General features: G+C 68.2%; 19 protein-coding genes. All 19 read right to left on the bottom strand.

Annotation, left to right across the window (positions count from 1 at the left end):
- Window positions 1-36: 36 nt before the first annotated feature.
- Window positions 37-1,263: a phage major capsid protein gene (locus BLP95_RS13875; RefSeq protein ID WP_089680366.1), complete on the bottom strand. Its 1,227-nt coding sequence runs from the start codon at window positions 1,261-1,263 to the stop codon at window positions 37-39.
- Window positions 1,264-1,292: 29 nt separating this feature from the next.
- Complete coding sequence (locus BLP95_RS13870; RefSeq protein ID WP_089680364.1) at window positions 1,293-1,895, bottom strand: HK97 family phage prohead protease; 603 nt, start codon at window positions 1,893-1,895, stop codon at window positions 1,293-1,295.
- Window positions 1,896-1,899: 4 nt separating this feature from the next.
- On the bottom strand, window positions 1,900-3,120 hold the full coding sequence (locus BLP95_RS13865; protein WP_089680362.1) for a phage portal protein: 1,221 nt from the start codon (window positions 3,118-3,120) through the stop codon (window positions 1,900-1,902).
- Window positions 3,117-3,296, bottom strand: a complete 180-nt coding sequence (locus BLP95_RS13860) for a hypothetical protein (protein ID WP_089680360.1) — start codon at window positions 3,294-3,296, stop codon at window positions 3,117-3,119. The genes BLP95_RS13865 and BLP95_RS13860 overlap by 4 nt, the downstream gene beginning before the upstream one ends.
- A complete protein-coding gene (locus BLP95_RS13855; protein ID WP_089680358.1) occupies window positions 3,297-5,006 on the bottom strand; it encodes a terminase large subunit in 1,710 nt (569 codons plus the stop codon).
- Window positions 5,007-5,012: 6 nt separating this feature from the next.
- Window positions 5,013-5,501 carry a phage terminase small subunit P27 family gene (locus tag BLP95_RS13850; RefSeq protein WP_089680356.1) on the bottom strand — a complete coding sequence of 163 codons (489 nt, stop codon included), beginning with the start codon at window positions 5,499-5,501 and terminating at the stop codon, window positions 5,013-5,015.
- 114 nt (window positions 5,502-5,615) lie between these two features.
- Window positions 5,616-5,990: an HNH endonuclease gene (locus BLP95_RS13845; protein ID WP_089680354.1), complete on the bottom strand. Its 375-nt coding sequence runs from the start codon at window positions 5,988-5,990 to the stop codon at window positions 5,616-5,618.
- A 115-nt stretch (window positions 5,991-6,105) separates the two neighbouring features.
- Entirely contained in the window at window positions 6,106-6,258 is a 153-nt protein-coding gene (locus tag BLP95_RS16910; RefSeq protein ID WP_176760298.1) for a hypothetical protein, read from the bottom strand.
- Window positions 6,259-6,261: 3 nt separating this feature from the next.
- Entirely contained in the window at window positions 6,262-6,438 is a 177-nt protein-coding gene (locus BLP95_RS16905; RefSeq protein WP_176760297.1) for a hypothetical protein, read from the bottom strand.
- Window positions 6,439-6,510: 72 nt separating this feature from the next.
- On the bottom strand, window positions 6,511-6,897 hold the full coding sequence (locus tag BLP95_RS13840; RefSeq protein ID WP_089680352.1) for a DUF1353 domain-containing protein: 387 nt from the start codon (window positions 6,895-6,897) through the stop codon (window positions 6,511-6,513).
- Window positions 6,848-7,207 carry a hypothetical protein gene (locus tag BLP95_RS13835; protein WP_089680351.1) on the bottom strand — a complete coding sequence of 120 codons (360 nt, stop codon included), beginning with the start codon at window positions 7,205-7,207 and terminating at the stop codon, window positions 6,848-6,850. Before BLP95_RS13835 ends, BLP95_RS13840 begins: the two co-directional genes overlap by 50 nt.
- A complete protein-coding gene (locus tag BLP95_RS13830; RefSeq protein ID WP_143004432.1) occupies window positions 7,204-7,458 on the bottom strand; it encodes a hypothetical protein in 255 nt (84 codons plus the stop codon). The genes BLP95_RS13835 and BLP95_RS13830 overlap by 4 nt, the downstream gene beginning before the upstream one ends.
- The gene (locus BLP95_RS13825) at window positions 7,451-7,813 is read right to left on the bottom strand and encodes a D-Ala-D-Ala carboxypeptidase family metallohydrolase (RefSeq protein ID WP_089680347.1); all 363 of its coding nucleotides are present in this window, start codon (window positions 7,811-7,813) and stop codon (window positions 7,451-7,453) included. Before BLP95_RS13825 ends, BLP95_RS13830 begins: the two co-directional genes overlap by 8 nt.
- Window positions 7,814-8,326: 513 nt before the next feature.
- On the bottom strand, window positions 8,327-8,917 hold the full coding sequence (locus BLP95_RS17210; RefSeq protein ID WP_089680345.1) for a hypothetical protein: 591 nt from the start codon (window positions 8,915-8,917) through the stop codon (window positions 8,327-8,329).
- The gene (locus BLP95_RS17205; protein ID WP_218118548.1) at window positions 8,868-9,275 is read right to left on the bottom strand and encodes a RusA family crossover junction endodeoxyribonuclease; all 408 of its coding nucleotides are present in this window, start codon (window positions 9,273-9,275) and stop codon (window positions 8,868-8,870) included. The genes BLP95_RS17210 and BLP95_RS17205 overlap by 50 nt, the downstream gene beginning before the upstream one ends.
- The gene (locus tag BLP95_RS17200; protein ID WP_281187383.1) at window positions 9,275-9,403 is read right to left on the bottom strand and encodes a hypothetical protein; all 129 of its coding nucleotides are present in this window, start codon (window positions 9,401-9,403) and stop codon (window positions 9,275-9,277) included. Before BLP95_RS17200 ends, BLP95_RS17205 begins: the two co-directional genes overlap by 1 nt.
- On the bottom strand, window positions 9,400-9,642 hold the full coding sequence (locus BLP95_RS16900; RefSeq protein WP_176760293.1) for a hypothetical protein: 243 nt from the start codon (window positions 9,640-9,642) through the stop codon (window positions 9,400-9,402). Before BLP95_RS16900 ends, BLP95_RS17200 begins: the two co-directional genes overlap by 4 nt.
- Window positions 9,639-9,923, bottom strand: a complete 285-nt coding sequence (locus BLP95_RS13810) for a hypothetical protein (protein WP_089680343.1) — start codon at window positions 9,921-9,923, stop codon at window positions 9,639-9,641. Before BLP95_RS13810 ends, BLP95_RS16900 begins: the two co-directional genes overlap by 4 nt.
- A gap of 290 nt (window positions 9,924-10,213) precedes the next feature.
- The gene (locus BLP95_RS13805; RefSeq protein WP_218118547.1) at window positions 10,214-10,699 is read right to left on the bottom strand and encodes a dATP/dGTP diphosphohydrolase domain-containing protein; all 486 of its coding nucleotides are present in this window, start codon (window positions 10,697-10,699) and stop codon (window positions 10,214-10,216) included.
- Between the last annotated feature and the right edge of the window lie 104 nt (window positions 10,700-10,803).

Raw genomic sequence — 10,803 nt, 5'->3', positions numbered from 1 at the left:
GGGGCCGGCGGTTCGTCATCGACTCAGGTCGCCGGATCAGGTGGCGGCGCCGCCCAGGGCCTTGATGGCCGCGGCGTCCTGCAACACGCAGTCGAAGCGGTGGAAGGCCAGGAAGCCGGTCTGGTCGTAGTCGGCATAGCGCTCCACCAGACGCTTCAGCACCATGTAGCGCACCCGGCGCACCACGAACTGCTGGAAGTCGCCGGCGTACATGAACTTGGCATCCACGCCCAGGTCGGCGATGCCGGCGTCGATGAAGTACGGCACGCTGAGCACGGTGGCCGGAGCCGCGCCGCGCACCTCGGGCAGCCACAGCGGGCGGCCGTTGAGGTCTTCCATCTCGGTAAGCAGCTGCAGGGTGTTGTCGTTGAAGCCGAGGCGGAAGCCCGCGGCGCGGCGGTAGGCCGGGTCGAGGCTGTGGATCAGGGCGTTCACCTCCTGCCAGGTGAACTCGCTGGAGCTGGCCGCGGTGGTGACGTTGGTCACCGCGGTCTGCAGGCCGGTGGGCTGCTCCGGGGTGCCGGTGCCGGTGCCCTGCACCAGGTACTTGGCTTCACCGCGGCCCAGGCGCTGGCCGATGCGGCTGGCCAGGAAGCCCTGGATGTCGATGCCGCTGTCGTTGAGCAGCTCGTTGGAGACACGGATCACCTTGGAGCTGAGCTTCTTGGCACCCAGGTTCTTGATGCCGAAGGTCACATCGCCCTCGGTGGCCTGGCCGTTCTCGGCAAGCAGCTCGCCCTCCTCGGCGGTGCCGTCGGAGGTGGGCCATTCCAGGCTGTGGCCGGTGTCGGTAGTGAGGATCTGCGCCACGCTGGCCAGGCCACCGTAGTCGGCCATGCTCTCGTAGATGCGGTTGAGCATCTCGGTGGGCACGGTGTAGCCGCCGGCGGAGTCGGTGTCGGTGCTCTGGGCGCGCATCTCGCGCAGCACCTGGCGCTGCTCAGCGGAGAGCTCGCCCATGCCCTGGCGCAGGAAGCCGTCGAAGGCGGCGGCGCGCTGCTCGTCCAGGCTGGGGCCGCCACGCTCTTCCTCGCCGGCGACGGCGCGGTGCTCCTCCTCGTGTTCCTCGACGAAGCGCTGGTCGGCGTCGCGCAGCTGCTCTTCGCGCTCAATCTGGGCGTTCAGGCCGTCCAGGTCGTGCTTCATGCGCTTCCACTGGTCGCGCTGTTCGTCGGACCACTCGGCTTCGCCGATGGAGTCGTGCAGCGCCCGCATGTCCTTGGCGATGGCGCTGTATCGCTGCTTGAGTTCGTGCAGTTTCATGGTGCCCTCCTGGGCGTTGGTGAGGGTGATCAGGCTTGGATCAGCTCAAGGAAGCGCTCGCGGGCGCGGCGCTGGTTGACGGCACGCTGGGCGAGACCCTTGATCTCGTCACAGCGGGCTTGGAGTGAGCGCGCGGCGGCGCCCGCATCCGGGTAGGCCGGGTAGGTGACCGGCGAGACATCGAGCAGGCGGCTGAAGCGCGTGATGGTGCGCACGATCAGGCCGTCGGGCTCCTCGCGCCATTCGTCGCCATCGGGGGCGACGCGGAAGGCGAAGGAGCTGCCGGTGATGTCGCCCCGCTGCAGGGGCGCCAGCACCTGGTCGCGCACTGTCTGGGTGTCGGGCGGGTCGATGTCGTAGCGCAGGCCTTCGGCGTCGATGCTGAGCTCGAGGGTGCCGCTGGTGGTGCGGCCGAGGACGAAGTTGGGGTCGTGGTTGAACAGCGCGCGCACATCGTCGGTGAGCACGTCGTCGAAGGCGCCGGGGGCGATCTCCTCCTTGAACATGCCCATGATCATCTCGCTGCGGCGGTTGAACACGGCGCCATGGCCGACGATGCGCACCGGGCGGCCGTCGTCGTCCGTCTCGGCGCGGACCTCACAGGCCAGCGCGCGCTTCTCGGTCTCGCTCATGAGGTCACTCCTGGGGGTTGTCGGGCTGGCCGAGCTGGTCGGCCGGCTGGGCGTTGACGCTGACCAGCATCTGGTCGAGGCCGTCGCGGGGGTTCATGTCCTCAAGCAGGCGGGCCTCGTTGCGGTCCATCCAGCCGTCGGTGATGGCGGCGTGGTAGAACTCGGCGCGCTCCTTGGCGGTGCCGCGCAGCAGCCCGGCGAGGTTGAACTTGCAGTAGTAGCCGGCGGCGCGCTCGGCGCGGGTGAAGATGCGCCGGTTGAGCTCCTGCTCCCAGTTGACGATCCACGGCATCATGGTGTGGCGCACGAACTGGATGGCCTGCTCGCTGATGTTCGAGAAAGTCGCCCTCTCCAAGTCGTTGATCATGTGCGAAGGCACGTTGAAGATGCCGGCGATCTCGGAGCGGTTGAGCTTGCGCGTCTCGAGGAACTGGGCGTCTTCCGGCGGGATCGTGATGCTCTTGTAGTCGAGATCCGCCGGCAGCATCAGGGTCTTGTTCTCGCTGGTCTTGAGCCGCGAGACGGCGGTGTCCCAGGCCTTCTTGAGGCGCTCCCAGCTGTCCTTCTGCAGGGTGTTCTTCACGCTGACCAGCCCGGTGGGACGGCCGCCGCCGGTGAAGAAGTCCTTGCCGTAGCGCTGGGCGGCGAGGCCCAGGCCGATGGTCTCGGCGTGCTGGCGAACCAGGCTCTTGCCGGTGCGGCCGTCGCTGCCCAGGGCGCGCACGTGGATCATGTCCTCCAGCTGCACGGCGCGGCTGCCGTCCTCGTCCACCACGGCGTAGAGGTAGCGGTTGCCGTTCTTGACCAGCTGGGTCTCCCAGGGGCGACGCATCACCAGCTCGCGCAGCTCGCCGCGGGCGTTGCGCTTCACCTGGGTGTAGCCGTTGCCCCAGCCGAGCACGTGGGCCTGCTTGGTCTCGCGCCACTTGTAGCTGGTCTGCCAGAGGTTGGGCTCGTCATGCAGCAGCCAGTAGGCGGGGTGGTCCTTGGCGGCCTCGATGGTGTTGCCCTGCTTGCGCATCACGTGCAGCGGCAGCTGGGCCACCGAGGCGGATAGCACGTAGATGCAGGCATACACGGCGGAGAGCGTCATCGCCGACTGGTTGTCGACCTGGATGCCGATGTCGCTGTCGAGGTACTCGGCGAGGTTCTGCCCGGTCAGCGGGGTGTCAGGGTTCTCGATGTTGCGCTGGGCCGGCGGCGAGAACAGGCTGTCGAGGATCATGCCTTGGCTCCTTTCGCGGCGGTGCGCTTGGCGGCCCGGGCAGCGAGCAGCGCCAGCACCAGCAGCAGGCCGCCGCCGGCGATGAGCGCATCCGCCAGGCCGTAACGCAGGTACAGCCCATAGGTCAGCGCCCCGAAGCCGGCCGTGCCCAGGGTGTCGATCAGGTAGTGGCGCATTCACATCACCAGGATGTCGTCGTCGGATAGCGAGGCCAGGAGGTCGTCCTCCTGGTTCTCGAGAGTGAGAGCCCGGCCCAGCGCCATGAGGATGGCGACGATGCCGTCGATCTTGTTCTCCGCGCGCTCCTTGCGCGGATAGAGGTTCTCCTTGGCGTCGACCTTGGCCACCACGTTGCTGGCCATCCAGGTCAGCACCGGGTCGCAGCCGTGGCGCCAGCGGCCGGCGGTGATGGCGGCCTCCATCTCCCGCATCGGCGGGCTCATGTTCTGCACGGTGTTGCGGTACTCGACGATCTCGGCGCCGTCTTTCATCAGCTGGTGAGCCAGCTGGGTGGCGCGCCAGGGGTCGTAGGCGATCTCCTCGATCTCGAAGCGGCCGGCCAGGTCGAGCAGGTCGTCGCGGATGATGTCGAAGTCGAGCTCCTCGCCATCGGTGGTGATCAGGTGGCCGCTGTTGATCCAGCTCTCGTAGGCGGCGCGGTTATGGCTGGCCCGCTCGATGGCACCCTCGGGCAGGTAGCTGCGCACGAAGGCGGTCCAGCGGGTTTTGCCATCCTCCTGGGCGTCGCGGAACAGCAGCGCGATGGCGGCGATGTCGGTCTTGCTGGCCAGGTCCACGCCGACCCAGCAGGGCTGGCCCTCGTAGGCCTCCAGCGCCAGCTCCTCCTCGCCGGCGGCATGCCAGTCGGCCATGTTCAGCCAGGCGGTGCGCGCCGAGACCCACAGGTTGAGGTGCTTCGTCAGGAAGCTGTTCTGGCGGCTGGGGTAGCGGATGGCGTCCTGCTCCGCCTTGGCCAGGAACTCCTCGGAGACCGAGACGCCCATGTTCGGGTTGGCCTTGCGCAGGGTGGCCGGATCCTGCCAGTCGTCGCCCTCATCGATGGTGTAGATGGCCCCGAACAACTCGGGGTTGGGCACCGAGCCGTCGAGCGCCTGCTGGGCCTGGCGGCGCTTGTCGTAGCAGGGCCCCGCGAGGTTGAAGCCGGCGGTGGTGATGATGAACATCAGCGGCTGGTCGCGGGCACCCATGCCGGTGAGCATGGTGTCGTAAAGGTCAGGCGTCTGGTGCTCGTGGAACTCGTCCACCAGGGCGCAGCTCGGCGAGGAGCCATCCCCCGGGTTGCCGATCAGCGGCTCGAGCCGGCTGCCATCCGCAGGGATGCTGACGTTCTTGGCCATCACCTCGATGCCGGCGGCGCTGATCAGCGCGGGGCTCTTGGTCAGCATCAACTTGGCTGGGCGGAACACCTCCCAGGCCTGCTTCTCGGTGGTGGCGCCGCCGTAGACCTCGGCGCCGTACTCGCCATCCGCGGCGAGCATGTAGTTGGCCACCCCGGCCGCGATCACGCTCTTGCCGTTCTTCCTCGGCACCTCGATGTAGGCCTCGCGGAAGCGCCGCAGGCCGGTCCTCTTGGCCACCCAGCCAAACAGCACCGCGAACAGGAAGCGCTGCCAGGGCTCGAGCTCGATCAGCTTGCGCTCGCGGGCCCACTTGCCCTTGGTGTGGGGCAGCAGCTGGATGAAGGCACAGACCCGCTCGGCGGTGTCGCGGTCGAACCGATAGGGGTAGCTCTTGGCCTTGGCCGCCTTCAGGTCATCGAGGTGGCGCCTGCAGGCCAGCTTCACCCAGCGGCAGGCGGGTACCCGGCCACCCACCACGTCGCGGGCGTACTTGTTCGCGCTGTTGACGTTGGGGTAGCTGGCCATGGAGTGTCATCGCTGTTTACCGCCCAGCAGTTCCTTGAAGGGGTTGTCGGCATCCTTGGCACCGGGCACGGCCAGGCGGGCGCGATCGGCAGGCGTCAGGCCCAGGGCAGAGCCGGCCACGGTCATCTGGCGGAATGCCTCGTTCTTGGCCGTCAGCGCCGGGTTCTTTGAGATGCCGCCCATGGCGGTCTCCACAGTCAGGCCGTTGCGGGCCACGTCCTCCACCGCGGCGCGCCAGGTGGCGTAGGCGTCGCAGTAGGTCTCGAACAGGTGGAGGTCGGAGCGGGTCAGGATCTTGGTGCGCACCAGCCACTCGACGTGATGCAGCCAGGCGGCGCGGCCGTTGTCGTCCAGCCACGCCGGCGGCGGCGGTGCTTCGGTCAGCGCATCGCCCTGGGGCTCGTCATGGTTGACGGCGCGCTTGCCGGGGTTGCCCTGGACCGCCTTCAGGTGGCTGGGCTTCGGCTTGCGCCCGCTCTTGCTGGTGCCTGCCATGGCGCGGCCTCCTCGGCAACCCCTGGAACTTCATATTCCGCGGGAATAAAAAACTGACTTCGGCGGCGGTCTTTCCGGCGCCAGCTGGTAGAGATCCGACCACCCCCTCCCCCCTCAGGCATCGCCGTGCTGGGCCTGGGCGGCCTCCTGCTGGGTCTTGGCCTGGTGGCATGACCGGCAGATCGCCCGGAGGTTGCCGGGGCTGTCGTCGCCGCCCTGGGCCTTGGGGGTGATGTGGTCAACGGCGTGCGCCGGGGTGGCGATACCCTGCTGCAGGCAGGGCTGACACAGCCAGCGGTCACGCTCCATGACCAGGGCGCGCAGCTTGCGCCAGCGCGCGCCGTAGCCTCGCTGAGTGCTGCTCTTGCCTCGGTGGTGTCGTTGCCAGCCGCTGGCCTGCTGTTCGTGCTGGTCGCAGAAGCCGTGGCGCGCGGTAGTCTTGGCAGGGCAGCCTGGGGCGCGGCATGGCCGCGGTGGTCGCTGTGGCATCCCATCACCTCGATGTAGGGCTGGCGTATCGCCTCGCGGCGAGTAGCCAGCGTGCCGGGTTTCCGTCGCCCGGCCCGGAGATGCTGGATCACCTCCTCGGCTCCCAGCGGAGTGGTCAGTCGTCGTCGTGCGGCATCACCAGGTTGCGCTCGTCATCCCAGACGAACTGCCAGGCCTCGGCCACCTGCTCGATCGCCTGCTCGGTGAGCTCCTCGCGGTCGCCGCACCATGGGATCACGGGCAGGTCGGCGAGCATCCAGGTGGGCATGGGTCAGTCCTGCAGCTTGCCAAGCGCCAGCCCGATCATGCCGGCCATGGCCAGGGCCACGTCCATCGGCAGCTCGATGCCGGCCTGCTGCGCCAGCCAGTGCAGCACCACCGGCAGGCCGACACCAGCGCCGCCGGCACTGCGCCGCATGGTGTCAGCGGTGCGCTCTCTTGCGGTCATGGTTTTTCCTCCGGGTGTGCCACCACAGCGCCAGCAGGTACTGCAGCACCAAGGCGCGCAGGTACCAGCGGGCTACCAACCGCCGCGCCCAAACCGTGATACAGCGGCGTGGAAGATGCGGGCGATCCACGGCCTGGCCCCCTGTCTGAGCATGATCGAGCGGAAGGCGTCGTCCGCGAAGCGCTTGCTCACCCGGCGATAGCCGAACGCATAGCACCAGTCGTGGAAGCACGCCGCCTCCCATGCCGGCGCATAGCCTGGCGGCCAAAGCCACCACAGCAGCCGCGGCACGCTTGAGCCATCGAACACGAAGCCCACCGGGATCTCGAAGCGCTTGCCGTCCGCGATCACCACCCAGGTAGATGCCACCATCCAGCGAGTGGCGTGCCTGGCCCAGGGGGCTGGGGCATCACTCGGCGCGCGGGTCGTCAGCAGCCGGTGCGGGATCTCCACCTGCATGGCGCATCTCCTCGAAACGGCGCCGGTCGGCCTCGGTCTCGGCAGTGTCGATGTCCAGCTCCACCTCGGGCATCAGCGCGAGGATGTCGGCACAGGCACCAGAGCGGGGAATAGGCACACCGGCAGCGCGCAGGGCCGCCAGGCGAAAGGCGCGCTCACGCGGGTCGGCGGTGGCACAGTATTCGGCTTGCAGGCTCAGCACAGTGCCGGTCAGGTCGCCGAACTGATAGCCGTCATCCATCGGTGAGTCGATGCTGGCACAGCCGGCGGCGGCCAGGGCCGCCAGCAGCGCGAAGATGATTCGCTTCATGATCTGCCTCTCGTGTTGTTGCTGATCTGCAGGAGCAGCCGGTTGGTCTCGGCGTGCCGCTCTTCCATGCGCTTCTCGAGGCGATCCATGCGCACATGCACTTCCTTGAGGTCGTCCCGGTGCCAGCGGTAAAGCACGCCCGCCAGCGTGAAGATGCCCATGGTCAGCACCCCCAGCACCCAGCGCAGCACCGCCGGCGTCTGCTCGAAGACCAGCTGCCACACATCCACCGGATCCTTAGGGTCAAGCATTGCGCCCCCAGCGAGCTGGCCCGTGAGTGCGGGTATCTACATGGGTGAACGTCAGGTAGCGGCCCACACTAGCCCACGGGAACTGCTCCTCGATGAAATCAGCGACGATCGCCGCCGGGTGTCCGGTCACCTTGATGTCAGCCGCGCGGCCGTAGATGTGCTGGCTGCGGCTGGCCCCGCCCACATCGGCGTTGTGTTGGCGGCAGCGCGCGGCACTGGTCACGACCACCGGGGCGCCGAAGTGCTGCCGCACCGCCTCCAGGATGCGCAGCGTCTCGGAGTCGATAGTGTCGAAGCCGCAGCCGCATGCACACGCGAATTCGCGGCGCTTGAAGTGGCGAGAGACCTGGGGCATGACATCACCGGCAGAAGAAAGAGCCCGCCGAGCGGGCAAGGACACCAGGTGGCGGCGTCATCACGAAAGAGGTGGCCATCCGTGGCCGAGGGATCACCCCGCACCGGGTGAAGGGTGCCGGCCCTTACCAGGGCGGAGGGGCAAGTCCGCAGGCCGGCATAAAGAACGCCCGAGCCGAACCGTTCGGGATCTCCGATTGGTTCGTCCGGGCGCCGTGTTGAAAAACCCGCACGATTTAAGCGTGCCGCCGGACGGGCATTCCCATCCCCTGGCAGAGGCTTGGCGGGTATGTGGTGGCTGGCGGGATACCCCTCATCACCGCCGTAAGCTTCTTTCTGCCGAAGCATGAGGCACGCCGCCTGAGGGTGGCAGCTACAGGCCCCACGGTCGCCTTACCGCAGATGGTAGCGAGGGGCCGGTATGCAAGACGCCCCGCCAGGCAGAACCGGGCGGGGCGTCGAGAAGGGGCGGCTTTCAGCGCGAAGCGCCAGCAGCCTACTCCATAAGGTAGCGCTAACCCCTCACTTCGTCAACATCTTGTGTCGCGCCGACAGCCAACCACTCCCGCAGCCGACCACGCGCCCTGGCCGCGCATTCCTGCAGGGCTCTCACGCTCTCGAACGGCCGGGTCACATGCTCCCGCATCCCCAGGCTGCGTAGCAGCACCTCCTGGCGCTCCACCATCTGCCGCGCTGTCACCGCCCACTGGCAATCCCCCACCACCCCGGGGCGCACCCGGGCCGCCTGCAGCATCATTGCCGCCGCCTGTCGCCGGGGCAGCCAGTCCAGCAGCCGCGCGCACGCCTGATGCCACTCGCTGTCCGGTCGATACTTCTCCGCCGCCATCATCGCCTGGTCGATCGCCTTGCCCGAGCCAGGCATCGGAATGTTCCCCGTCACCGAGAAAGGCTGATACCCCACGCTGTCATGCCGGCGCACCAGCTGCAGCTCCAGGCAGGTGTCGATGATGCGCACCACCGCCGCATCCCGCGCCGCCTCGTCCTCCTGGGCCGCCTCCACGATCCGCCACGGGTTGGCCACCCGCTGCCACTCGTCACGCGTCATCGTCGCCGCCTCCGTCAGCCTCGCCAGTGCCATGCCCATGCTCGCCTCCTGCCATCTCCATGATCGTCACCCGGGCCCGCGCCTCCTCCTGCTGCGGCCCCCTCACCACCCGAATCTCGTCCACCTGCCCGTCATCCAGCCACACCCGGCTGAACGTCAGCGCATCCAGCAGCGCCTTCAGCTTGTTGTCGATGTCGAAGGCCCGGCCGTTCTTGGGATACAGCACCACCTCCACCGCCACACGGCCCGCCAGCTGGCGGTTGGCCGCACCCTGCGCCAGCAGCTCGCCCCGGGCCCGATTGCGGAACAGCCGAGCCTCCTTGCTCAGCAGCGTGCGCTTGCCCACGTTGCGCCAGATGCGGTTGGTGCTCGGCGGCCACGGCATCCAGACCTCCATCAGCGCCTCCCCTGCCCTGGTTTGCGTTTGCCCTTCTCGTCCGGTCGCCGGTAGCCCTTCGCTCCCGGGGGCGGGTTGCGCTTGATCTGCGCCAGCGTCGGCACCTTCTTGCGTCTCGGCAGGCTCATACCTCCAGCTCCCCGTTGCGGTCCCAGGCGGCGAAGCGCCGTTCGATCTGCTCGTAGGTTGCCGCAGCCTCCGGGTCCACCCGCAGGCTGCGCAGACAGTCGATCTCGCACTCCTCCAGCAGCCAGGCCAGCGCCGAGGTGCGGTTGTGCGGCCAGCCCGAGCCATGCGCCTGAGTCGCGTCCAGCCACTCGCAGAACCGGCGCTCATTGATCAGCTCCTCGGCACGCTCGACGATCATTGGCCCACCCTCCCGCGCCAGCGGTGGAAATCGCGCACAATGCGGCCGAACATGCTGGCCGCCTCGGGCAGGTGGTCCAGTTGCGCCCGGCTGTTCACCCCGCACGCCTGGCGGATCGCATCAGCGGCATCCTCACCGGTATGGGTGCCGTCCGGCAGTTGCTGGCGAGTCAGCGACAACCGTTGCCGACGCCGATGGTCCAGGTAGAGCCGGAAGGCCGGCTCCTCGCACAGCATCGCCGCCTGGCGAGCGATGCCGCCGCCCTTGGTCTCAGTCGTCACGGCGGATCTCCTCTTGCAGCGTCATCACCATATCCAGCACCAGCAGAGCCACCACCAGGCCGAAGCACAGCAGCACCAGGAAGGCATCCAGAAGGAAGGTCATCGCATCGCCCTCCCCGGTGCCGCGACGGATCCGGCACGGCAAGCGCGACACACGTCGTGCTCCACCCGGCGCCAGCGTTGCGGGTCTTTGTCGAGGATCACCGCCTCGGAGAAGTGGCCGTGGGGCCGGTGGCGATCGCAGCCCGGGCACAGCCGGGTGCTGGGTCGACGAAGGGGTGCGGTGGTGGTCATCTGCATGTCACCTCCTCGTCCCGCAGCGCCAGCTCGAGCCGGAACAGATCGCAGCACAGCTTGTGCGCCAGGTGGTGGGCGCCGGTCTCCGGGTCGTGGGTCTCACCGGTGGCTAGCGCCAGCTCGTGGCGCATGCCCGCGGCCAGGTAGCGCTGGGCCGCCCGGTCGACGTGCTGCCAGTTGTGGTCGGCGTACTTCTGGCTGCCGAAGGTCAGCACCATGGCGACCTCCTCCAGCGCGCGGGGCATGCCCTCCACCAGCAGGTCGAAGCGCGGCTTGTCATGGTCGAATTTGCGGCCCTGGGCCGGATCGTCCACCGGGAAGCTGGCCAGATGATAATTCTCGATTCCCCAGGCTTTCGCGATGCGCCTTCCTGCCTCAGTCAGGCCGTCGTCAACCGGCGCATCCGGGTCATCGAAGCCTGGGGCCAGCTGTTCATCACAGGCGGTGGAGCTCGCCCCCAGGCCGCGACGGCGCGCCATCGCATCCCCCAACGCATCCTCGGCGGCGAATTGGGCTTCACGTCGGCAGCGGCAGCACCAGCACAGGCGACTTGGGTGGGCAGCCAGCCCATGGCAGTTCGGAG

The organism is Halomonas shengliensis (genome assembly GCF_900104135.1).
In the GTDB taxonomy this organism is placed as follows: Bacteria; Pseudomonadota; Gammaproteobacteria; order Pseudomonadales; family Halomonadaceae; genus Halomonas; species Halomonas shengliensis.
The sequence above is the reverse complement of the archived record's forward strand: the minus strand, read 5'-3'. Positions and strand labels throughout refer to the sequence as shown.

What these genes read in the sequence shown, in the direction of transcription:
- BLP95_RS13875 (WP_089680366.1), bottom strand. Translation starts at nt 1,263, where the DNA reads ATGAAACTGCACGAACTCAAGCAGCGATACAGCGCCATCGCCAAGGAC.
- BLP95_RS13870 (WP_089680364.1), bottom strand. Translation starts at nt 1,895, where the DNA reads ATGAGCGAGACCGAGAAGCGCGCGCTGGCCTGTGAGGTCCGCGCCGAG.
- BLP95_RS13865 (WP_089680362.1), bottom strand. Translation starts at nt 3,120, where the DNA reads ATGATCCTCGACAGCCTGTTCTCGCCGCCGGCCCAGCGCAACATCGAG.
- BLP95_RS13860 (WP_089680360.1), bottom strand. Translation starts at nt 3,296, where the DNA reads ATGCGCCACTACCTGATCGACACCCTGGGCACGGCCGGCTTCGGGGCG.
- BLP95_RS13855 (WP_089680358.1), bottom strand. Translation starts at nt 5,006, where the DNA reads ATGGCCAGCTACCCCAACGTCAACAGCGCGAACAAGTACGCCCGCGAC.
- BLP95_RS13850 (WP_089680356.1), bottom strand. Translation starts at nt 5,501, where the DNA reads ATGGCAGGCACCAGCAAGAGCGGGCGCAAGCCGAAGCCCAGCCACCTG.
- BLP95_RS13845 (WP_089680354.1), bottom strand. Translation starts at nt 5,990, where the DNA reads ATGCCACAGCGACCACCGCGGCCATGCCGCGCCCCAGGCTGCCCTGCC.
- BLP95_RS16910 (WP_176760298.1), bottom strand. Translation starts at nt 6,258, where the DNA reads ATGCCCACCTGGATGCTCGCCGACCTGCCCGTGATCCCATGGTGCGGC.
- BLP95_RS16905 (WP_176760297.1), bottom strand. Translation starts at nt 6,438, where the DNA reads ATGACCGCAAGAGAGCGCACCGCTGACACCATGCGGCGCAGTGCCGGC.
- BLP95_RS13840 (WP_089680352.1), bottom strand. Translation starts at nt 6,897, where the DNA reads ATGCAGGTGGAGATCCCGCACCGGCTGCTGACGACCCGCGCGCCGAGT.
- BLP95_RS13835 (WP_089680351.1), bottom strand. Translation starts at nt 7,207, where the DNA reads ATGAAGCGAATCATCTTCGCGCTGCTGGCGGCCCTGGCCGCCGCCGGC.
- BLP95_RS13830 (WP_143004432.1), bottom strand. Translation starts at nt 7,458, where the DNA reads ATGCTTGACCCTAAGGATCCGGTGGATGTGTGGCAGCTGGTCTTCGAG.
- BLP95_RS13825 (WP_089680347.1), bottom strand. Translation starts at nt 7,813, where the DNA reads ATGCCCCAGGTCTCTCGCCACTTCAAGCGCCGCGAATTCGCGTGTGCA.
- BLP95_RS17210 (WP_089680345.1), bottom strand. Translation starts at nt 8,917, where the DNA reads ATGGGCATGGCACTGGCGAGGCTGACGGAGGCGGCGACGATGACGCGT.
- BLP95_RS17205 (WP_218118548.1), bottom strand. Translation starts at nt 9,275, where the DNA reads ATGGAGGTCTGGATGCCGTGGCCGCCGAGCACCAACCGCATCTGGCGC.
- BLP95_RS17200 (WP_281187383.1), bottom strand. Translation starts at nt 9,403, where the DNA reads ATGAGCCTGCCGAGACGCAAGAAGGTGCCGACGCTGGCGCAGATCAAG.
- BLP95_RS16900 (WP_176760293.1), bottom strand. Translation starts at nt 9,642, where the DNA reads ATGATCGTCGAGCGTGCCGAGGAGCTGATCAATGAGCGCCGGTTCTGC.
- BLP95_RS13805 (WP_218118547.1), bottom strand. Translation starts at nt 10,699, where the DNA reads ATGGCGCGCCGTCGCGGCCTGGGGGCGAGCTCCACCGCCTGTGATGAA.